We start from the raw sequence: 21966 nt of genomic DNA, 5'->3' as shown, positions 1-21966 counted from the left end.
GTTCAGCCCAAGTGCGGCGTCGGCGGGCCGACCACCACGGCGATGACGCCGAGTCCGGTGTGCGCGGCCAGGACCGACGGCACCGGGGTGACCAGCACGTCGTCGCTGAGGTGCTGCTGCAGGGTTTCCGCCAGCGCCCGGCTTTCGGATTCGTTGCCGAAGTAGTGCACTGAGACCCGTGGTTCGTAGTCGAGTTCCTCGATCCGGCGCACCACCAGTTGCTGCAACCTGGCTTGGGCGCGCGCGGCGGTGCGCACCTTTTCCAGCGGGATGATCGCACCGTCACGGATGCCGAGCAGCGGCTTGATGGACAGCAGCGAACCCAGCACGCCGGAGGCAGCGGAAATCCGGCCGCCGCGGCGCAACTGGTCCAAACTGGGCACGTAGAAGTAGACGTCGGAGCAGACGGCGGCTGCCTTGGCACGCTCTGCCACGGTTTGCCGGTCAAAGCCGCTCTGCGCCGCGATCACCGCGTCGATGACGGCGAACCCCTGGCCCAGCGCGGCGCTGCGTGTGTCCACCACTTCCACCGGGATGCCAACGCCGTCGGCGGCCAGGCCCGCGGCCTCGATGGTGCCGGACAGCTCGGCCGAGAGGTGGATGGAGACGATAGCCTCGAAGCCCAGTTCCTCGAGCTCACGGTAGGTCCGCTCCAAAAGCCCCGGCGACGGGCGCGAGGTCTTGATGTCGCGCCCCTCGGCGAGGCCGACCGCCAAGGCTGAAGCGACGTCGTCGACCCCTTCCCCGTAAATCTGGCCGGAGATCATCACCGGCATCGGCACCACCCGCAGCCAGTCTGCGGTGTCCGGCTGGTTGACCCAGTCCGCGGGCAGCGACGCCGCCGAATCAGTGACGACGGCGACGCGATGCCGCGGCTGGCCCGGCCGGGCAGGCGGCTGCTGCAGCAGCCGCTTGGACCGCTGCACCAGTTGCTCGAGCCAATTCATGGGCTACCAGCCTGTCCGGTCAGGCCGGAACGATGTTGACCAGCTTCGGTGCGCGGACAATCACCTTGCGCACTTCGCGGCCTTCGAGGGTGCGGATGACCTGGGGTGAGGCCAGCGCGAGCTTCTCCAGTTCGTCCTCGCTGACGTCAGCCGCCACCTCCAGCCGGTCGCGGACCTTGCCGGCCACCTGCACCACGGCGGTGACCGTGTCCTGCACCAGCAGGGACTCGTCCACGGCGGGCCAGTCGGCCTTCACCACGGACGGTTCGTGGCCCAGCTGGGCCCACAGGTCTTCCGCGGTGTAGGGGGCGAACAGGCTCAGGATGATGGCCACCGCCTCGGTGGCTTCCCGCACGGCCGGATCGGCCGCGCCGGGACCGGCGTCGATGGCCTTGCGGGTGGCATTGACCAGCTCCATCAGCTTGGCGATAACCACGTTGAACTTGCCGGCGTCCAGCAGGTCCGCCGCGTCGGCAACCGTGCGGTGGATGACCGAGCGCAGGGCGCGGTCGCCGCCGTCGTACTCGGTGCCCGGCGCCGACGCGACGTCCTGGCCCAGCCGCCAGGCACGGGCCAGGAACTTGGCGGAGCCGGACGGCGAGACGTCGGCCCAGTCCACGTCGTCTTCGGGCGGCGAGGCAAAGATCATGGTCAGGCGAACCGCGTCCACGCCGAACTTGTCCAGCTGCTCGCTCAGGTCCACACCGTTGCCCAGCGACTTGCTCATCGCCTTGCCGCCGTTGAGCACCTGGCCCTGGTTCAGCAGCGCACGGAACGGCTCGTCGAAATCGATCATGCCCATGTCCTTGAGCACCTTGGTGAAGAACCGGCTGTAGAGCAGGTGCAGGATGGCGTGCTCCACGCCGCCCACGTACTGGTCCACCGGCAGCCAGCGCGCCGTGGCTTCCTTTTCGAACGGGCCCTCGGTGTAGTCGGGGGAAGCGAAACGCAGGTAGTACCAGGACGAGTCCACGAAGGTATCCATGGTGTCCGTGTCGCGGCGCGCAGCCTTGCCGCAGTTCGGGCAGTCCGTATTGACCCAGTCCGCGGCCGCGGCCAGCGGGGACGTGCCCTTGGGCGAGAGTGCCTCGCCGCGCAGGTCGTCGGGCAGCCGCACCGGCAGCTGCTCGTCGGGGACGGGCACCTCGCCGCACTCATCGCAGTGGACGATCGGGATCGGCGCGCCCCAGAATCGCTGGCGGGACAGCAGCCAGTCACGCAGCCGGAAGTTCACGGTCTTCTCGCCGGTGCCGGCGGCCTCCACCAGCTCGATGGCGCGGGCGATGGCTTCCGTCTTGGACAGGCCGTCCAGCTCGCCGGAGTTGATCAACTTGCCTTCGCCGCTGGTGGCGACGCCGGTCACGGCCGGGTCCTCTTCACCGGTATCGACGACGGCGCGCACCGGCAGGTCGAAGGTCTTGGCGAAGTCCAGGTCGCGCTGGTCGTGCGCCGGGACGGCCATGATGGCGCCGGTGCCGTAGTCGGCCAGCACGTAGTCCGCGGCCCAGACCGGCAGCTTTTCACCGTTCAGCGGGTTGACCGCATAGCGGCCCAGAAAGACGCCGGTCTTCTCGCGTTCGGTGGACTGGCGCTCGATGTCGGAGAGCGCCTTGATCTTTTCGCGGTAGTCCATCAGCGCGTCGTGCTGCTCCGGCGTGACCAGGTCCAGGGCCAGATGGGCATCGGCGGCCACCACGAAGAAGGTGGCACCGTGCAGCGTGTCCGGCCGGGTGGTGAAGACGGTGACGTCCTTGTCGGCGCGCCCGGCGGCTCCCTCGACGGTGAACCGGACGTGCGCGCCTTCGGAACGGCCGATCCAATTGCGCTGCATGGCCAGCACGCGCTCCGGCCAATGGCCCTTGAGCTCGTCCATGTCGTCCAGCAGGCGGTCCGCATACTCGGTGATCTTGAAGTACCACTGGTTGAGGCTCTTTTTTGTCACCGGCGTGCCGCAACGCTCACACGCGCCGTTGACCACCTGTTCGTTGGCCAGCACGGTCAGGTCCTTCGGGCACCAGTTGACCGGTGAATTCTTGCGGTAGGCCAGGCCTCGCTCGTAGAACCGCAGGAACAGCCACTGGGTCCAGCGGTAGTACCCGGGATCCGAGGTGTGCAGCCGGCGGGACCAGTCGGCGCTGATCGCGTAGCGCTTGAAGGAGGCCGCCTGCGTATCGATGTTGGCGTAGGTCCACTCGCTGGGGTGGGCATTGCGCTTGATCGCGGCGTTCTCGGCCGGCAGGCCGAAGGAGTCCCAGCCGATCGGGTGCAGGACGTCGTAGCCCTTCAGCCGCCAGTAGCGGGCCACCACATCGCCCATGGCGAAGGCCTCGGCATGGCCCATGTGCAGGTCGCCCGAGGGGTACGGGAACATGTCCAGCACGTAGCGGCGCTCGCGCGACCCGTCGTCGGCGGGTGCGAAGACATCAAGGTCCTCCCACACGGCCGGCCATTTGGCCTCCATGGCGGAGAAACTGTACTCGTGCTGTTCCGTACCCGGCTGCGTACTCACTGTGCTTGCCTCGTCCTCTTGTCTGTACTGCGCACTGGCCTGACTCCCCTAGACACACAAAAGCCCCTCATCATCGGAGGGGCGGGCCGCTGAAGCAGGGTTTGGGAACCCGCGGCAGCGGCTAGCTAAGGAGCAGTGCGAACATGGCACCACTTTACCGTACGATCACCGCACATCGTCGTCGATCCAGTCGAAGGTCCGGGTGACCGCCTTCTTCCACAAACGCAGCCTGCGCTCCCGCTCCTCAGCGGGCATCTGCGGCTCCCACACCTTGTCCTGCGCCCAGTTCCCGGCCAGCTGTTCCGTGCCTTCCCAGAACCCGACGGCGAGGCCCGCGGCATAGGCTGCGCCCAGGGCCGTGGTCTCGGTGACCCGCGGCCGCATCACCGGCACACCAAGGATGTCCGCCTGGAACTGCATCAGGGCGTCATTGGCGACCATCCCGCCGTCGACCTTAAGAGCTGTCAGCGGCACCGCGGCATCGGCGTTGATGGCATCCAGCACCTCCCGGGTCTGGAACGCCGTGGCTTCCAGCGCCGCGCGGGCTATGTGCGCCTTGGTGACAAACCGGGTCAAGCCCACCAGTGCGCCGCGGGCATCCTGCCGCCAGTAGGGCGCGAAAAGTCCGGAGAACGCGGGCACAAAGTAGCAGCCGCCGGTATCTTTCACGGTGCCCGCCAACTGCTCGGCCTCCTGCGCGGAGGAAACCATGCCGAGGTTGTCCCGCAACCACTGGATCAAGGAGCCGGCGACGGCGATGGACCCCTCCAGCACATATTGCGGCGCGGATGTTCCCAGCTGGTACCCGACGCTGGTCAGCAGTCCGTGCGAGGACCTAACAATTTCCCCGCCCGTGTTGACCAGCACGAAGCACCCGGTGCCGTACGTGTTCTTCGCCTCGCCGGGCTTGAACGCGGCCTGCCCGAACGTGGCGGCCTGCTGATCGCCGAGGATGCCCGCCACCGGAACATGGCGCAGCAACTGCGATCCGTGCACGTCCGCATACACCTCGGAGGACGAGCGGATCTGCGGCAGCATCGCCTTCGGGATGCCAAAGACGTCCAGGATTTCCTCGTCCCACTGCAGCGTGCGCAGGTCCATGAACAGGGTGCGCGAAGCGTTGGTGACGTCGGTGGCGTGCGTGCCGCCGTCCGGCCCGCCGGTCAGGTTCCACAGCACCCAACTGTCCGTTGTACCGAACAGCAACTCGCCCGCCTCGGCCCGCTCGCGGGCGCCGTCGACATGACGCAGGATCCACGCCAGTTTGGTGCCGGCGAAGTAGGGCGCCAGCGGCAGGCCGGTCTGCTCGCGGAAGCGGTCGGCCCCGCCGTCAGCCGCAAGTTCATCGCAGATCTGCTGCGTGCGCACGTCCTGCCAGACAATGGCGTTGTACACCGGCTTGCCCGTGCTCTTTTCCCACACCACCGTGGTTTCGCGCTGATTGGTGATGCCGACGGCGGCGATATCGTGCCGGGTCAGGCTGGCCCGGGAAAGCGCCGAGCCCACCACTTCGCGGGTGTTGTCCCAGATCTCCAGCGGATCGTGTTCCACCCAGCCCGGCTGCGGGAAAATCTGCCGGTGTTCCCGCTGTCCGGTGGAGACCGGCGTTCCGCTGTGGTCGAAAATGATCGCGCGCGTGGAGGTGGTGCCCTGGTCGATCGCCAGCACGAACTCCGCCATCTAAGCCCCTCCACGATTCGTCCGGGCAACTGTGCCCGGCTGCTGTTGAACCTAACCGGCCGCGCACGGCAGCGTCAATTGCGCATTGCCGCGCGCACTCCTACCGTTCCCACGCGCCGACGTAGCCGGGCTGCGCATTGCCGCGCGCACTCCTGGCGTTCCCACGCGCCGACGTAGCCGGGCTGCGCATTGCCGCGCCGTCGTATCGGTAAAGTCGAAGGCATGGAATCTGCAGGAAGCCAGTCGTGACCACCGTGGCTGGACGCGCACTCCGGCGCGAGATGCTGCTCGACGGAGCCCGCGTGCGTTATTGGGAGTACCCCGGCCACGACGACGGCGCGCCCACCCTCCTGATGATCCACGGCTTCCGCGGCGACCACCATGGGCTGGAACTGGTGGTTGACCAACTGCCCGGATACCGCGTGATCGCCCCTGACCTGCCCGGCTTCGGCGAATCCGAACCGCTGGCCTCCGGCAGCCACGACGTCGAGGGCTACGCCCGCTTCCTGCACAGCCTGGCCGGCGCGCTGGAACTGGGCCCGCAGACCTACATCCTGGGGCACTCCTTCGGGTCAATCGTGGTCAGCCACTATCTGGCGGCGCACCCGGACAGCTTTCGGGCCGTCATCCTGGTCAACCCGATCAGCGAACCCGCACTGCAGGGGCCCAAAGCGATCGCCTCCCGGCTCGCCGGCTTTTACTATTGGGCCGGCGCCAAACTGCCCGAACGGCTGGGCTTTGGGCTGTTGCGCAACCGGGTGATTGTCCGCGCGATGAGCATCATGATGGCCAAGACCCGGGACCCACAGCTGCGCACCTACATCCACGCCCAGCACGATGCCTACTTCAGCGCCTTCGCGAACCGAAGTGTGGTCTTGGAAGCGTTCCGGGCATCCATCTCCGCCGACGTCGCCCAGGTGGCCGGACGGCTGGACCTCCCGGTGCTCCTGATAGCCGGGGAACGCGACGACATCGGCTCCGTGCCCAGCCAGCGCAAGCTCGCCGCCGCGATCCCGGACGCCCGGCTGGAAGTGATTCCCGCCGTCGGGCATTTGATCCACTACGAAACCCCGGCCCCGGCCGCCGCGTACATCCGGGACTTCATCGACGGAATGAGTGCATGAAACTCCTGATTGACGCCCGGTTCACCCGCACCGACCAACTGGACGGCATCAGCCGCTACGGCGCGAGCCTGATCGAAGCCACCGCCCGGCTGGCCGACGTGGGCATGCTGATCAACGACGAGCGCCAGCTGCAGTTTTTGCCGGATGTGCCGTGGACCAAGATCAACAGTCCGCTCTCCCCCGCCGAGCTCTTTGTGGCACGCCGCGTGAACAAGCTGGGCGCCGACGTCGTGGTCTGTCCCATGCAGACCATGGGCAGCTTTGGCCGCGACTACGGGCTCATCCTGACGCTGCACGACCTGATCTACTACTCGCATCCCAAGCCTCCCGGATTCCTGCCCAAGCCGGTGCAGTTGCTCTGGCGGCTCTACCACAAGGCCTATTGGCCGCAGCGCCTGATGCTGAACCGTGCCGACACCGTGGCTACGATCAGCCACACGACTCAGTCGCTGATGGAGCGGCACCGGCTCACCCGCAAACCCATCCGGATTGTCTCCAACGCCGCGCAGCCGCACGGCGCGCCGCGGGATCCCGCCGGCGGCCGCGACAAGACCCTGCTCTACATGGGCTCGTTCATGCCATACAAGAACGTGGAAACCATTATCGACGGCATGGCTTTGCTGCCGGACTATCAGCTCCACCTGCTCAGCCCTATCCGCCCGGAGCGGCAGGCTGAACTGGAGTCCCGTGCAGCGGATTCGCGCCGTTTGGTCTTCCACAACGGAATTTCCGACGCCGGTTACCAGCAACTGCTGCAGCGCACCACCGCGCTGGTCACCCTCTCCCGGGACGAAGGCTTCGGCCTGCCGCTGATCGAGGCCATGGCTGCCGGCACCCCGGTGATCGCCAGTGACATCCCCATCTTCCGCGAAGTAGGCGGCGGCGCGGTCACGCTGGTCGATCCGGACCAAGCGGCTGACTTCGCCCATGCCGTGGCAGCATTGGACCAACCCGGCGCCTTCCGCGCCGCCTCCGAAGCCAGCATCGCGCGAGCCGCCGCCTACGACTGGGACGAATCGGCCAAGCAACTGGTGGCTGCCGCCGAGGAAGTCATGGAGCGCCGGCGCCGGGAGCGGTAGAGCCATTGGCCCGGTCTTCTGATCGGCAGCTTGGCCGGCCGGACCTGTGACTCAGCTTGCGGTATCAGGCTACGGGTGGCCCGCCAGGCGGCATATCCGTCCACTACCGGTTTTTCGCGTCGCGAGCCCAACGTTCGCACGCTCAGATTTGGACGCTCAGAACGGTGGCGGTGTGAGGTCCGTGGCGATTCCGTTGTGGGTGACATGCGGTGTGGGCGGGTGCGCGGCTTGGTGCTTGCGCCACGCAACCTTGAGCTTGGTGTTGAGCTCGCTGATTTCACGGCGTTCGAGGATATCGGCCAGCTCCCCCGGCGGTGTGACCGCCAACGGTTCAGCCGTGGTGGAGTAGGTGATCCCCGCCGCGGTGGTCCAGTCGATGGTGCCCGGGAGCGGCTGGCCCACCTTCGCATAGCCAGCTGTCTTCAGGGCATGGTGAACCTTGCAGAAGCAACACATGCAGTCGACATCAGTCTTCCCGCCCTTCGAATAGGCGTGGACATGATCGATTTCGCAGTGTTCGGCGGCCCGGTTGCAGCCAGGTGCCCGGCAGGTCCGATCCCGAGTGCGCAGGAAACGGCGCTGTGCCTTAGTGGGCCGGTACTGTTTGCGGTCGAGTGCGAGGACCGCACCGTTGATTGGATCGGTCAGAATCCGGGTGAAGGACGTTGCGTCGCCGACCAACCGGCGGGCCACCTCTGGTGCGATGGGACCATACCCCTCAAGCTCGGCTGGCTCCTCACCAAGCCCTAGCAGCGTCAGCACCGGTACGGTGATGTCAGCATGCGAGGCGATCCTCGGTTCCGGCCTGCCCATCCGCGGTCCCGGTGACACGCCAGTCAGCAGCAGGTCGGCGAGGACATCCGCCCGCAACTGGGTGAGCGTGCGTGACTCCTCGGCACCCTGCAACGCAACGGCTGTGGACTGGATCCGGTTGAACGCCGCGACCGCTTCCTCAGCCGGCAGGCACGCGTTCAGCCAGGCCATGCCGTCCTCGTCCGGGTGCAGTTCGATCCGCCGGTCCCGGCGTGCGTTGGCGTGGCGGACGGAGAGCGATTCGGGGTGTTCCCGTTCGCGCCGAGTCCTGGCGCGCGCGGCGAACTTGGACCGTGTCATCGCGTCTTCGGTCGCGGCCGGCAGCATCACGGCTTCGAACCCGGCGCGGGCGTCTTCGGGCAGCGAACCGGCCTGGTCGACCAAAGCTTCGGCGATCCCGGCGCTGGTGTCACCGGCAGACAGCGCGGCCAGCGTGTTCCGGAAGGTGCCGTGCAGCTTGAGGGCCAGCGCGAGCTTCTCTTGGGCCGTCCTCCGCGCAAGCCGCAGCGCGCGGGCGGCTTCGTCCACCACCGAGGACTCGGCGTCATGGCCGTTCGGACGGCGCCCTTCCGGTTCGTACGGGGTGGCCCAGGCATCTTCCTGCCCGTCCAGCGCCTGCTGGTACAGGGTGTTGAGCAGGCTGAACTTGTGCGCTTCCAGCCACGCTAGCACCCGCCCGGTCTGGACCAGCGCGCACGCGGCTTCCTCGTAAACCATGAGGGCAGGCTCCTGCCGGGCCACTTCGTCCAGCAACTCCCGGCCGGACAACCGCAACCCGGCACCCGTCCCGCCCGTGCCGGCGTCGGCCGCCGCACCGGAGGGAAGACCGGCACCGCCAGCCGAAACAGGCGAACCAGCCGAATCACGGAAGCCGGTCTGTTCAGGCAGATCCGCGCCAGCGGGCCGGACACAGGATTCGTCGTCGAAGAACTCCCTCGGCAGCAACCCGTTCAGCGGGTCCACGCACGGGTCGTCAAGCGAGACGTCTAAGGACGCCTCCAGTTCCGCCCAGTAGGCCTCCGCTGCGGGAGAATCATCCCACCGACCCGAGACCCAGCCCGGATCCGGATCAACCGGTATCCCGTCGCCATCAAATTCCTGAACCACGCCAAAACGGCGCCCCTGCCCCACCATCGGCGCCCGGCATACAGCGCCGCTGGCAGGTTCAGTCTGCGACAGATCAGCTAGCGACCGCTTGAAGGCGTCTGGCACCTGAGGCTCTAACGGCGCCTTCCCCTGGCCGGAGATGTCCGGCACCCGTGGATCGAATGGCACACAGCCTCGGCCGGAGGTGTCCGGCTCATCGGGTTCGAGTGGTGCGGATGCCATGCTCTTATTTTACTAGTATGTGAATTCGAACACAATAGGTAGAAAGTAGTTCTTAGTTTCGAGAGGAGGGAGTTGTCGGAATCCGGAACAATGCGCTGCATCCTCAGAGCAAGTCGACACCGTCGCAGCGCACCTGCACCGGATCGGGTACCCGTTTGGCGGCCAGTGCCGCCTTGCGGTGGCGCAGCGCCGCAGTCACTGCCGGCCCGTCCTGGTAGCTGAAGAACAGCAGCAGGCGGTGCTCGCTGGTCTCCCCCGGCCGCAGCTGGGGACCACGCAGCTGGGGACCACCCGCCTGGGGACCACGTGTTTGAGGCTCACGCGCCGGAGTCTCACGCGACGGCAGCTCAACCGGGCCGACGCTGCGCAGGCTGCCGCCGAGTTCAAAGTCGGCCATGAAGGCTTCAATCCCGGACGCCTTTCCAGTCAGAGCGGCAATCCGAACCGCCGGTGGCAACTGGAGCTCGCGCCGCAGCTGCATTTCCCTGGCCGCCGCGCCCGCGGGGTCCCAGCGGACCAACGGGGCCACCACAGTCGCCAGGTCGGCGGTGACCACCACCAGCCCACCCTCGGAAGAAGGTTTCACCAAGGAGGCAGCACGAAACCATCGGCGCAGCACGTCTTCCGGCGTCCGCAGGGACTCTCTGGTGAGCATGGCGTTTCCGTCCAGTAGGAGGGCCGCAGCGTAGCCTTCGGGCGCCACCGGCTCGGCCCCCGGGGTGGCAACCACCAGGGCCTTCTTCGACTCCACCACGGATTTGATGTGGTCCCCCGACGAGGACACCACTGTGGCGCCGGGGAAGGCGCGCCCGAGTTCCTCGGCCGTCCTCAGGGCACCCGCAACCGAGGCGCGAAGCCGGTGCGACCCGCATTCGGGGCAGGCGTAATTGGTGGCGAGCCGACCGCACCAACGGCAGGCAGGAGTGGCGGTGCGGCCCGATTGCGCCAATGGACCATTACAGTCGGTGCATCTGGCCGGCGTGCGGCAGTCTTGGCAGGACAGCGCCGGCGAGAAACCGGTCCGCGCCACCTGCACCAGCACGGGGCCGCGTTCCAGCCCTTCCTGGGCCGCCCGCCACGCGGCGTGCGGCAACCGCGCGTGCCGCAGCATCGGGTCGCGTTCCTGTTGGAACGAGTCCGCGGTGTTGAGGATGCGTGGCGTCGCCTGCCGCAGGAAGGGCCGGGAGGGCGTGAGCGCCGCCGCCCAGCCACTCTCGACCAGCCGCTCAGCCTCGCCGCTCCGCGAAACAGCGGCGAACAGGGCCGCGCAGCCGCTCTGCGCCGTCCGCAGCAGCAGCACTTCGCGGGCGTGCTGATAAGGCGACCGCTGCTCGAGGAGGAGGTCATCGCCGTCTTCCCATAGGGCAACCAGACCAAGATCCCGCACCGGCGCATAAGCCGCCGATCGCGTGCCGACCGCCACGGAAACCTCGCCGTGCAGCAGCCGCAGGTAGTTCCGGTAGCGCGGTGTGGGACCGTCCTCGGCGGTCAGCCGGACGTACTTATCCGCTCCCAGCACCTGCTGCAGCTCTGCTTCCAGACTGGCTAGGTCCTTCGCGTCGGGAACCACGACGACGGCGCCGCGCCCGCTCTGCCGAACGCTGGCGACCGCGTGGGCGACTTGGGCGGCCCAGGAAGCCGGGCCGTAGGACTTGTGGCTGGCCAAGACAGCCCGCGGCGCCGCACCCGCGGCCAACTGGGCCAGGAAATCCCCGGCTCCCTCGTAACCGGCATAGGCCTCGGCGGCACCCGGTGGCGGCTCGGTCAGACCGGCGCCGTCGGCAGGCTTCGGTTGGGGTCCGGCGCCGTCGGCAGGCTGCGGTTGGGGTCCGGCGCCGTCGGCAGGCTGCGGTTGGGGTCCGGCGCCGTCGGCGGGCTGGGGCTGGGGCTCGGCGGCATGAAGGGTGGAGGCGTCCGGATCCGAATTCGCTGAGGCTGTTGCACCATCGGCTAACGGCGCATCTTCAGCCGCGGACTCCGCTTCCCGGGCGGCGAACTCCTTGTCCACTTTCGCGACGCGGGCCGGGATGGCGGCGCGCAGCACGTCGCTGACGTTTCCGGCGTAGCGCTCCGCCACGGCGGTCGCCAACTGGAGCAGCTCGTCGGTCAGCACCGGCTGCGCGGACACCACCTTGGCCAGGGGGGCCAGCTTGACGCCTTCCGGCGCGTCGGAGGTCCTGCGGGTGATGAAGCCGCTCATCTCCTGGCCGCCGAAACGGGCCTTGACCCGGGCGCCGGGAACGGCCTCGGCGTCGAGAGTTTCGGGCACCAGGTAATCGAAGATGCGGTCGAGATGCGGCAGCGACGTTTCGATCAGCACCTGTGCCACCGGGTTGTTGGCTGCCGCCGGCGACGTGCCGGGAGCCTTCTTCGGCGCCCCAAAGCCCTGCAGCAGGCTCAGCTGGTGCGGATCAGAGCCCATCGGGCTCAGGCGTTGAAGTAGCTGCGCAGTGCGTCGGCGCGGTCGGTCCGCTCCCAGGTGAAGTCCGGAATTTCGCGGCCGAAGTGGCCGTGCGCTGCGGTCTGCTTGTAGATGGGCCGCTTGAGCTGCAGGTCGCTGATGATGCCCAGCGGACGCAGGTCGAACACCTCGTTGATGGCCTGGCCAATCCGCGCCGGATCCACCGTCTCGGTGCCGAAGGTCTCCACGTAGATGCCCACCGGGCGGGCCATGCCAATGGCATAGGCGATCTGGATCTCTGCCCGGCGCGCCAGGCCGGCAGCCACCACGTTCTTGGCTACCCAGCGCATGGCGTAGGCCGCCGAGCGGTCAACCTTCGACGGATCCTTGCCCGAGAACGCGCCGCCGCCGTGGCGGGCCATGCCGCCGTAGGTGTCCACAATGATCTTGCGTCCGGTCAGTCCGGCGTCGCCCACCGGTCCGCCGATCACAAAGTCGCCGCCGGGGTTCAAGATGTAGCGAACGTCTGTGGAGTCCAGCGAACTGGCCGCGAGCACGGGCTCGATCACGTGCGAGGCCAGATCGGCACGCAGGTGGCCAAGGTCCACGCCTGCCTCGTGCTGGCTGGAGATGACCACGGAGTTCACGGAGATGGGCTTGTCGCCGTCGTAGCCGACAGTCACCTGAGTCTTGCCGTCCGGGCGCAGGTACGGCAGGGTCCCGTCCTTACGCACCTCGGTCAACCGCTCGGACAGCCGGTGCGCCAGCCAGATCGGGGCGGGCATCAGCACTTCGGTCTCGTCGCTGGCATAGCCGAACATGATGCCCTGGTCGCCGGCGCCCTGAGCGTCCCGCTCGTCATGTCCGGTGCCCTCGCGGACCTCGTAAGAGTTGAAGACACCCGAGGCGATCTCCGGCGACTGCTGGCCGATGGAGACGGAGACGCCGCAGCGCGCCCCGTCGAAGCCCTTGTCCGAGGAGTTGTAACCGATCTCAAGGATGGTCTCCCTGACAATCTGCGGAATTTCCACGTAGCCCTGGGTGGTGACCTCGCCGGCCACATGCACCAGGCCGGTCGTGGTCAGCGTTTCCACGGCCACCCTGGATTCGGGATCCACGCGCAGCAGGGCGTCGAGGATGGCGTCGGAAATCTGGTCGCAGATCTTATCCGGATGGCCTTCAGTCACGGATTCGGACGTGAAGAGCCGCAGATTGCTGTCAGAAGAAGTCACAGACATACCTTACTTGCTGGCGGGGACCGGCACGGAACCGGCAACACTACGCCGAGGCGCCGGTCATGAAGCGAAACAGGGGGACATATGGGGCACGGAGGCCGGAGCCGGCACCGGCAGACGTTCAGCCGGCGAGTTCGGCGACGATGCGCTGAATCACCGTGGCGGCGGCGCTGTCCTTGCTGCCGCGGTGCGACTGCGGTTCGGCTCCGCTCCGGGCCAGCACGGTGATCTCGGTATCGTCCTGGCCAAACACCAGGTCGCGGCCCACGCGGTTGAGGACCAGCAGGTCGCAGCCCTTGCGTTCGAGCTTGCTGCGCGCGTAGTCCAGCACGTTCCCGCGGTCGTCGCCGGTCTCCGCGGCGAAGCCGACAACCAGCGGCGTGCCGTCGGTGCCGCGCTGCTGCACGACCTCCACCAGGATGTCCGGGTTGCGCACCAGCGTGATGATCGGATCCGCGGTGTCGTCACGCTTCTTGATCTTGCTCTCGGTCACTTCGGCCGGCCGAAAATCAGCCACTGCCGCGGCCATGATCACGACGTCGGCGCGCGCCGCTGCTTCGAGCGTCGCCTCGCGCAGGTCAAGGGCCGTTTCCACTGAGCTGGACTTGATCCCGTCGGGGATGGCAACGTCGATGTGCGCGACGATCAGTTCCACCTCGGCACCGGCGGCCGCTGCGGCACGGGCCAGCGCGACGCCCTGTTTGCCGGAGGACCGGTTGCCGAGGAAACGCACGGGGTCCAGCGGCTCGCGGGTACCACCGGCGGTGATCAGCACCCGTTTGCCGGCCAGCGGGCCCGGTTCCGAAGCAACGGCTCCCGGCAGGGAGGCGCCTGGCGCCGCCGGCTCAGGCACCGCCGTCGGACGCTGTTGCAGGCTTCCGTCGGCGAGGCCACCGGTGATGAAATCGTAGATGTCCGCCGGTTCGGGCAGCCGGCCGGGGCCGGTGTCCTTGCCGGTCAGGCGCCCGACGGCCGGGTCCATCACAGTGCTGCCGCGGCCGCGCAGTGTGGCCACATTCGCCACGGTGGCCGGATGCTGCCACATTTCGGTGTGCATGGCCGGCACGAAGACCACCGGCGCGGTGGCCACCAGCAGCGTGTTGGTCAGCAGGTCTCCGGCCAGGCCGGCGGCGGCACGGGCCAGAAGGTCCGCGGTGGCGGGGCAAACCACCACCAGGTCGGCCTCCTGACCGAGCCGCACGTGATTCACCGAATCCACGTCGTCGAAGACGCTGTTGCTGACCGGGTTGCCGGAGAGAGCCTCCCAGGTGGCGCGGCCAACGAACTTCTCGGCGGCGTCGGTGGGAATCACGGTGACCTGGTGGCCGGCTTCCTTAAACAGCCGAAGCAGGGATGCCGATTTGTAGGCGGCGATGCCGCCGCCTACGCCCAGAATGATCCGCATGCCTGCCCCGGTGTTAGACGCTGTAGAAGGTTACTCTGCGACCGTTTCCACGGGCTTGCTGACCAGCAGGCCCTCGTTGATTTCGCGCAGCGCGATGGACAGCGGCTTCTCGTTCAGCTTGGTATCCACCAGCGGGCCAACGTACTCGAACAGGCCTTCGTGCAGCTGCGAGTAGTAGGCGTTGATCTGGCGGGCACGCTTGGCACCGTAAATCACCAGCGCATACTTCGAATCCGCTGCTTCCAGCAGGGAGTCGATCGGCGGGTTGATGATGCCTTCGAGGTTGGTCGACACAAAATCTCCAATTTTGTTCCGGGACAATTCTTCCAAGACCTGCTCAGCGCGGGTGCGGAAGAAGTCCCATCAGTGAAACGAGCTCGTCTGCCGCCCGCTGGACATCGTCGTTAACGACGGTGAAATCGAACTCGGGCTCGGCAGCAAGTTCTAGTTTAGCGGTTTCCAGCCGTTGCTGCTGTTCCTCGGCTGTTTCGGTGCCGCGGCCCACTAGCCGGCGGACCATTTCGTCCCAGCTGGGCGGGGCCAGGAACACGAAGGTGGCCTCCGGCATGGACTCCTTGACTTGCCGTGCACCCTGCAGATCAATCTCCAACAGCACGGACTTCCCGTCTGCCATGGCGTCCTCCACCGTGCGGCGCAGCGTGCCGTAGCGGTTCCGCCCATGGACCACGGCCCACTCCAGCATGTCGCCGGTGGCCACCAGCCGGTCGAACTCTTCGGCGCCGACAAAGAAATAGTGGACACCGTCCTGTTCACCGGGGCGCGGTTCACGGGTGGTGGCGGAGACGGAGAGCCAGACTTCGGGGTAGTTGTCACGGATATAGGTGGAAACGGTGCCCTTGCCGACGGCGGTGGGGCCGGCGAGAACGGTAAGGCGGGGTTTGTCGGACATATCTTCCATCTGTTACTGGGACTCCAAGTGGTCAATCAGTGCACGGCGCTGGTGGATGCCGAGGCCGCGAAGCCGGCGGCTGCGGGCGATGCCGACCGTATCCATAATGGCGGCGGCGCGGACTTCTCCGATGCCCGGCAACGATTCGAGCAGCTCGGCGACCCGCAGGCGGCCGATCGATTCCATCGACCCGGCGGCCTCGATCACCTCCGCGATGGTCATGGCACCGGACTTCACCTTGGCCTTGATTTCCGCGCGGTCAGCCCGGGCTGCCGTGGCCTTCAGGCGGGCGGCAGTGCGTTCGCTCTCCGTCAACGGTCGAAGACCCACAGCTCCTCCAGACAATCCGGCCCGTCGGACAAGCCGGCCCGGCGGGCACTTTTGGGCATGAACTGAACTTACCAGAACCACACCGTTCCGGCGCCGGTGCTGGAACGGTGCCCAGGGCGCTGCTCGGACCGGAGGCTGGCCGGAGCCCGGAGCCGGTTGCGGCGCTGCTCGGACCGGAGGCTGGCCGGAGCCCGGAGCCGGTTGCGGCGCTGCTCGGGCCGAAGAGTCAGCGGCCGGTTCAAGGCCGCCGCCACGGCGGACCGCTCAGCCGGAGAAGGCTGGCAGGCCAGTCAGGGTGCGTTCGGTCGCCTCGCGCAGGGCGGCGGTGTTCGGACCGGCTTTGAGGATGTCCCGGCTGGAGGTGGCCAGCACATTCCCGACGGCGGGGCCGAAGGCTGCCGCGATGTCGGCGCCGGTGGCTCCCTGGGCGCCCAGTCCCGGCGCCAGCATCGGTCCGTTGACGGCGGTCAGGTCCAGCCCCAGCCGTTCCATGACGTCGGCCCGGACCGTCGCGCCGACCACCAGGCCCACCGAGCCCAGTTCGCCGTCGCGCCCGGCCGCGGCGTTGTCGGCCGCGGCCGCTTCCGCAACGCGGCGCGCCACCGACTCGGCGCCGCCCACGTGCTGCACGCTGGCGCCTTCCGGGTTGGAGGTCAGCGCCAGCACGAACACGCCGCGCCCGGTCGCCGCGGCCAGGTCCAGCGCAGGCCGCAGCGATCCGTAACCCAAGTACGGGCTCAGGGTCACGGCGTCGGCCGCCAGCGGGGAACCGTCGCGCAGCCAGGCGTCGGCGTACGCCGCCATAGTGGAGCCGATGTCGCCGCGCTTGGCGTCCGCGATGGTCAGCGCCCCCGCCTCGGCGGAGGCGGCCAGCAGTTTCTCCAGCACGGCGAACCCGGCAGAGCCGTGCCGCTCGTACAGTGCCACCTGCGGCTTCAGGGCGGCGGCCTGCTCCCCCACCGCGTCCAGCACGGTGAGGGAGAAGCGTTCCAGCCCCCCGGCGTCGTCGTTCAGGCCCCAGGCGGAGAGCAGCGACGGGTGCGGGTCGATCCCCACGCACAGCGGCCCGCGGGCCGCCATCGCCGCCCGCAGCCGCTGCCCAAAGCTGGGCAGCGGCCGGGCATCAGGCTCAGGCATGGATGGCGGCCTTCAGCTTTTCGGCATGCTCCTGCAGGCTGGTCACGTCCCACTCGTACTGCCGCATCGCCTCGATGGCCTGGATGGCCGCACCAAATTCCGACACCGTGGTGATGATCGGCGTGCCCACCGAGGTGGCTGCGGCGCGGATCTCGTATCCGTCGCCGCGGGCTTGGCCGCCGGAGGGGGTGTTGAGCACAAGTCCAACCTGGCCTTCGGTGATCAGGTCGACGATGGTGCCCTCGCCGTCGTCGGACCTTCCCTCGGCGATCTTCCGCACCGTGGTGGACTGGATGCCGTTGCGGCGCAGCACGTCGGCGGTGCCGCCGGTGGAGAGGATTTCGAAGCCCAGATCAACCAGCAGCTTCACCGGCATGATGATGGAGCGCTTGTCCCGGTTGGCCACCGAAACAAAGACCTTGCCCGACGTCGGCAGTGCGCTGCCGGCCGCGGCCTGGCTCTTCGCGAAGGCGGTGTCGAAGTACTTGTCAATGCCCATGACCTCGCCGGTGGAGCGCATTTCCGGGCCGAGCAGCGAGTCAACCACGGTGCCTTCGGGCGTGCGGAACCTGCTGAACGGAAGCACTGCTTCCTTGACCGCCACCGGCGCCTCCAGCGGCAGCCGGGACCCGTCGCCGGTTTCCGGCAGCAGCTTGTAGACGCTACGCAGCATGTCGATGTCCACGCCCGTGCCGATCAGCGCCGCCGCCTTGGCCAACTGCACGCCGGTGGCCTTGGAAACGAACGGGACGGTGCGGGACGCGCGCGGGTTCGCTTCGATCACGTAGAGCACGTCGGCGGCCAGCGCGAACTGGATGTTGATCAGGCCGCGCACTCCCACGCCGTCGGCGATGGCCGCGGTGGCGTTGCGCACGCGCTCCAGCACCTCGGCGCCCAGCGTGATCGGCGGCAGTACGCAGGCGGAGTCGCCGGAGTGGATGCCGGCCTCCTCGATGTGCTCCATGATGCCGCCCACGTAGAGGTCCTTGCCGTCATAGAGCGCATCGACGTCGATCTCGATGGCGTCTTCCAGGAAGCGGTCCACCAGCACCGGGTGGTCCGGCGTGATCTCGGTGGCGTTGGCAATGTAACGGGAGAGGTTGGCCTCGTCGTAAACAATCTCCATCCCGCGGCCGCCGAGCACGTAGGACGGACGGACCAGCACCGGGTAGCCGATCTCGTCGGCAATCTTCTTGGCCTCGTCGAAGGAGACGGCGGTGCCGTTCTTCGGGGCGATCAGGCCGGCCGAATCCAGCACGCGCTGGAACGCACCGCGGTGCTCGGCCAGGTCGATCGCTTCCGGCGAGGTGCCGAGGATCGGGATGCCGGCGTCGGCCAGGGCCTGCGCCAGCTTCAACGGCGTCTGGCCACCCAGTTGCACGAAGACGCCCAGCACGCCGCCGGTGCGCTCTTCGGCCGCGATGACCTCCAGCACATCCTCGAGCGTGAGCGGCTCGAAGTACAGGCGGTTGGAGATGTCGTAGTCGGTGGAGACGGTCTCCGGGTTGCAGTTGATCATCACCGTCTCGTGCCCGGCCTTGCGCAGCGCCATGGTGGCGTGGACGCAGGAGTAGTCGAACTCGATGCCCTGGCCGATCCGGTTGGGACCGGAACCGAGGATGATCACGGACGGCTTGGCGTGCAGCTCAACCTCATCCTCCTCGTCGTAGGACGAGTAGTGGTACGGGGTGTAGGCGGCGAACTCCGCGGCGCAGGTGTCAACAGTCTTGAACACCGGGCGAATGCCCAGCGCGTGCCGGACGCCGCGGACCACTGCCTCGGAGGTGTTGGACAGCTTGCCGATCTGCTGGTCGGAGAAGCCGTGCCGCTTGGCCAGCCGCAGGATGTCCTCGGTCAGCGCCGGGGCCTTGCGGATCTCGGTGGCCACTTCATTGATCAGCTGCAGCTGGTCCAGGAACCACGGGTCGATCGCGGTGGCCTCGAAGACCTGCTCGACGGTGGCGCCGCCCAGCAGCGCCCGCTGCACCAGCGAGAGCCGCTCGGTGGAGCCGAACTTGGCCTTGGCCAGCAGCTCGGGCACGTCGTAGTCGTTGACCGGGGCGAACTCCAGCTGGGCGCCCTTCTGCTCCAGCGACCGCAGCGCCTTCTGCAGCGCTTCGGTGAAGTTGCGGCCGATGGCCATCGCCTCGCCCACGGACTTCATGGTGGTGGTCAGCGTCGGGTCGGCGGCCGGGAACTTCTCGAACGCAAAACGCGGCACCTTGACGACGACGTAGTCCAGGGTCGGTTCGAAGGCGGCAGGGGTCTGCTGCGTGATGTCGTTGGGGATCTCGTCCAGCGTGTAACCCAGCGACAGCTTGGTGGCGATCTTCGCGATGGCGAAGCCGGTGGCCTTGGACGCCAGCGCCGAGGAGCGGGAGACGCGCGGGTTCATTTCGATCACCACAACGCGGCCGGTGTCCGGTTCGATGGCGAACTGGATGTTGCAGCCGCCGGTGTCGACGCCCACCTCACGGATGACCGCGATGGAGATGTCCCGCAGCTTCTGGAACTCGCGGTCGGTCAGCGTCATGGCGGGCGCCACCGTGATGGAGTCGCCGGTGTGCACGCCCACCGGATCGAAGTTCTCGATCGAGCACACGACTACGACGTTGTCGTTCTTGTCGCGCATCATCTCAAGCTCGTATTCCTTCCAGCCCAGGATGCTCTCTTCGAGCAGCACCTCGCTGGTGGGGCTGTACTGGATGCCGGCTCCGGCGATCCGGCGCAGGTCGTCCGGGTTGTACGCCATGCCCGAACCCAGGCCGCCCATGGTGAAGGACGGGCGCACCACCATCGGGTAGCCCAGTTCGTCGGCGGCGGCGAAGGCCTCGTCCATCGAGTGCACGATCACCGACTTGGCGGATTCGGCGCCGCAGCGTTCGACGACGCCCTTGAACTTCTCGCGGTCTTCACCGAGCTCGATGGCGGCGATGTTCGCGCCGATCAGCTCCACGTTGTACTTCTCCAGCACGCCGTTCTTGTCCAGCGCGATCGCCGTGTTCAAGGCGGTCTGGCCGCCCAGCGTGGGCAGCACGGCGTCCGGGCGCTCCTTGGCGATGATCTTTTCGACCACCTCGGGCGTGATCGGCTCCACGTACGTGGCATCGGCGAACTCCGGGTCCGTCATGATGGTCGCCGGGTTGGAGTTGACCAGGATGACCCGCAGGCCTTCCTCCTTCAGCACGCGCAGCGCCTGGGTGCCGGAATAGTCGAATTCGGCCGCCTGGCCGATCACGATCGGACCGGAACCGATGACCAGGACGGATTTAAGATCTTCTCTCTTGGGCATTACTTGCTTTCCTTCGTGGTCTCGGAAGTCGTCGGGGAAGCCGGCTCAGCAGCCGTCTCGGCGGCGCTGTCAGCGGGGCTCTCAGCGGCGGTCCCGGTCTGGGAGCGGCGGGAATCCATCAGGTCGGAGAAACGGTCGAACAGCGTGGCCGCATCGTGCGGGCCGGCGGCCGCTTCGGGGTGGAACTGGACGGAAAAGGCGGGGATGTCGAGGCAGGCGAGGCCCTCGACGACGTCGTCGTTCAGGCAGACGTGGCTGACCTCCACCCGGCCGAAGCGCTCCTCCGGTGCCAGCGTCGGGCCGTCCAGCGGGGCGTCGACGGCGAAGCCGTGGTTCTGCGAGGTGATTTCGACCTTGCCGGTGCGCCGGTCCATCACCGGCACGTTGATACCGCGGTGGCCGTAGCGCAGTTTGTAGGTGCCGAAGCCCAGCGCGCGGCCCAGGATCTGGTTGCCAAAGCAGATGCCGAAGAACGGCAGTCCGGCATCGAGCACCTTGCGCAGCAGCAGCACCTGGCGGTCGGCGGTGGCGGGGTCGCCCGGCCCGTTGGACATGAACATGCCATCGGGCGAGACAGCCTGGACGTCCTCGAAGGTTGCGGTGGCCGGCAGCACGTGCACCCGGATGCCGCGCTCGGCGAACCGGACCGGAGTCATCGCCTTGATGCCCAAGTCGAGGGCGGCGACGGTGAACCGAGGCTCGCCCTCCCAGCCATGGTCTGCCGGTTCGACGACGTAGGCTTCGGTGACGCTGACCTCTTCGGCCAGCCGGGAGCCTTCCATCGACGGCTGCGCGAGGACCTCGGCCACCAGCACCGTGGCGGAGCGGTCGGCTGCCTCGCCGGAGAAGATGCCGGCCTTCATCGCGCCGCGCTCACGCAGGTGGCGGGTCAGCGCCCGGGTGTCCACGCCCTGGATGCCCACGATGCCCTGGTTGACCAGTTCGTCGTCCAGGCTGCGCTCGGAGCGCCAGTTGGACGGACGTCGCGCTGGATCGCGGACCACGTAGCCGGCCACCCAGATTTTGCGGGATTCGGCGTCCTCGTCGTTGACCCCGGTGTTGCCGATGTGCGGTGCTGTCTGGACCACCAGCTGGCGGGCGTACGACGGATCGGTGATGGTCTCCTGGTAACCGGTCATCCCGGTGGCAAAGACCGCCTCGCCCAGTGCGGTTCCCTGGGCACCGTAGCTGCGGCCGCGGAAGGTCCGGCCGTCTTCGAGCACCAGCAGCGCCGGTGCGGTTGCGGAGGTTGATTCTGCGCTCACGATGTTTCCTAGTCTTCCTGTACGGCGGGTAGGTATGTCTGCAGCTGCGCCAGCAGCGGTTGTTTATCGGCGGCCTGCCGGGTGCGGAAGGCGGTGTCGACGTCGCGCTCCCCCAGTTTCCACGTGATCACGGCGAGCCCTTCGGATTCCACGAACTTGCCCACCATGCCGCTCTCGGTGCGCACACCGGAGATGGCTGCGGCCGGAATGTAGACGTCAGTGGAACCGGGGCGTTCGATCAGCACGCCGTGCGGATAAGTCCGCAGCGCGGCCTTCGTCCGGACGCCCAGGCCGTGCACGGCCACGCGGTCGAGCCAGTCCCCCGCCGTCGTTGTGACCACATACATGCCTTCGTAGTAGCCGGTGGGGTTGGCGGTGTCCGCCGGAATCTGCGGCAGCGGCGCGATGTCCTGCTGGCGCTTGAGCCGGTTCCGCCAGCCCACCGCCACCAGCACCAGGAGCACGACGGCGACGGCGAGCATCACCAGGCCTGCTTGGAGTTGGTTCATC

16 protein-coding genes are annotated in these 21966 nt (G+C 67.7%); 2 read left to right on the top strand and 14 right to left on the bottom strand.

Annotation, left to right across the window (positions count from 1 at the left end; translation table 11 throughout):
- Positions 1-2: 2 nt before the first annotated feature.
- The 3 genes from AB0N75_RS07590 to glpK form a co-directional block, all read right to left on the bottom strand.
- Positions 3-947: a DegV family protein gene (locus AB0N75_RS07590; RefSeq protein WP_364647405.1), complete on the bottom strand. Its 945-nt coding sequence runs from the start codon at positions 945-947 to the stop codon at positions 3-5.
- A 19-nt stretch (positions 948-966) separates the two neighbouring features.
- Positions 967-3456 (bottom strand): leucine--tRNA ligase, encoded by a 2490-nt coding sequence (gene leuS, locus AB0N75_RS07585; RefSeq protein WP_364647402.1) that lies wholly within the window; start codon positions 3454-3456, stop codon positions 967-969.
- Positions 3457-3621: 165 nt separating this feature from the next.
- Positions 3622-5136, bottom strand: coding sequence for a glycerol kinase GlpK (glpK, locus tag AB0N75_RS07580; protein ID WP_364647399.1), 1515 nt, complete (start codon positions 5134-5136; stop codon positions 3622-3624).
- 245 nt (positions 5137-5381) lie between these two features.
- Between glpK and AB0N75_RS07575 the strand changes: the two genes are divergently transcribed.
- Both AB0N75_RS07575 and AB0N75_RS07570 read left to right on the top strand, forming a co-directional pair.
- Positions 5382-6260, top strand: a complete 879-nt coding sequence (locus tag AB0N75_RS07575) for an alpha/beta hydrolase (protein ID WP_364647396.1) — start codon at positions 5382-5384, stop codon at positions 6258-6260.
- Positions 6257-7339 carry a glycosyltransferase family 1 protein gene (locus tag AB0N75_RS07570; RefSeq protein ID WP_364647393.1) on the top strand — a complete coding sequence of 361 codons (1083 nt, stop codon included), beginning with the start codon at positions 6257-6259 and terminating at the stop codon, positions 7337-7339. Before AB0N75_RS07575 ends, AB0N75_RS07570 begins: the two co-directional genes overlap by 4 nt.
- Before the next feature lie 156 nt (positions 7340-7495).
- Here the strand turns inward: AB0N75_RS07570 and AB0N75_RS07565 are convergent, their stop codons facing one another.
- The 11 genes from AB0N75_RS07565 to AB0N75_RS07515 form a co-directional block, all read right to left on the bottom strand.
- Positions 7496-9481, bottom strand: a complete 1986-nt coding sequence (locus AB0N75_RS07565; protein WP_364647390.1) for a DUF222 domain-containing protein — start codon at positions 9479-9481, stop codon at positions 7496-7498.
- Between the two features lie 103 nt (positions 9482-9584).
- Positions 9585-11903 (bottom strand): primosomal protein N', encoded by a 2319-nt coding sequence (locus AB0N75_RS07560; protein ID WP_364647387.1) that lies wholly within the window; start codon positions 11901-11903, stop codon positions 9585-9587.
- 5 nt (positions 11904-11908) lie between these two features.
- On the bottom strand, positions 11909-13120 hold the full coding sequence (metK, locus tag AB0N75_RS07555) for a methionine adenosyltransferase (protein ID WP_364647384.1): 1212 nt from the start codon (positions 13118-13120) through the stop codon (positions 11909-11911).
- A 118-nt stretch (positions 13121-13238) separates the two neighbouring features.
- Positions 13239-14522, bottom strand: coding sequence for a bifunctional phosphopantothenoylcysteine decarboxylase/phosphopantothenate synthase (locus tag AB0N75_RS07550; RefSeq protein ID WP_364647381.1), 1284 nt, complete (start codon positions 14520-14522; stop codon positions 13239-13241).
- A 30-nt stretch (positions 14523-14552) separates the two neighbouring features.
- Positions 14553-14816 carry a DNA-directed RNA polymerase subunit omega gene (rpoZ, locus tag AB0N75_RS07545; RefSeq protein ID WP_127512652.1) on the bottom strand — a complete coding sequence of 88 codons (264 nt, stop codon included), beginning with the start codon at positions 14814-14816 and terminating at the stop codon, positions 14553-14555.
- A gap of 43 nt (positions 14817-14859) precedes the next feature.
- Positions 14860-15432, bottom strand: a complete 573-nt coding sequence (gmk, locus tag AB0N75_RS07540) for a guanylate kinase (RefSeq protein WP_364647378.1) — start codon at positions 15430-15432, stop codon at positions 14860-14862.
- 12 nt (positions 15433-15444) lie between these two features.
- Positions 15445-15762 carry an integration host factor, actinobacterial type gene (gene mihF, locus AB0N75_RS07535; RefSeq protein ID WP_364647375.1) on the bottom strand — a complete coding sequence of 106 codons (318 nt, stop codon included), beginning with the start codon at positions 15760-15762 and terminating at the stop codon, positions 15445-15447.
- A gap of 264 nt (positions 15763-16026) precedes the next feature.
- Complete coding sequence (gene pyrF, locus AB0N75_RS07530; RefSeq protein ID WP_364647372.1) at positions 16027-16899, bottom strand: orotidine-5'-phosphate decarboxylase; 873 nt, start codon at positions 16897-16899, stop codon at positions 16027-16029.
- Positions 16892-20191: a carbamoyl-phosphate synthase large subunit gene (gene carB, locus AB0N75_RS07525; RefSeq protein WP_364647369.1), complete on the bottom strand. Its 3300-nt coding sequence runs from the start codon at positions 20189-20191 to the stop codon at positions 16892-16894. Before carB ends, pyrF begins: the two co-directional genes overlap by 8 nt.
- Positions 20191-21456 carry a glutamine-hydrolyzing carbamoyl-phosphate synthase small subunit gene (gene carA, locus AB0N75_RS07520; RefSeq protein ID WP_364647366.1) on the bottom strand — a complete coding sequence of 422 codons (1266 nt, stop codon included), beginning with the start codon at positions 21454-21456 and terminating at the stop codon, positions 20191-20193. The genes carB and carA overlap by 1 nt, the downstream gene beginning before the upstream one ends.
- 8 nt (positions 21457-21464) lie before the next feature.
- The gene (locus AB0N75_RS07515) at positions 21465-21965 is read right to left on the bottom strand and encodes a hypothetical protein (protein WP_364647363.1); all 501 of its coding nucleotides are present in this window, start codon (positions 21963-21965) and stop codon (positions 21465-21467) included.
- Between the last annotated feature and the right edge of the window lies 1 nt (position 21966).

It is taken from the genome of Arthrobacter sp. NPDC089319 (assembly GCF_040684925.1).
GTDB lineage: Bacteria > Actinomycetota > Actinomycetes > Actinomycetales > Micrococcaceae > Crystallibacter.
Note: the sequence above shows the minus strand (reverse complement) of the source record. Positions and strands in the feature narration are given on the sequence as shown.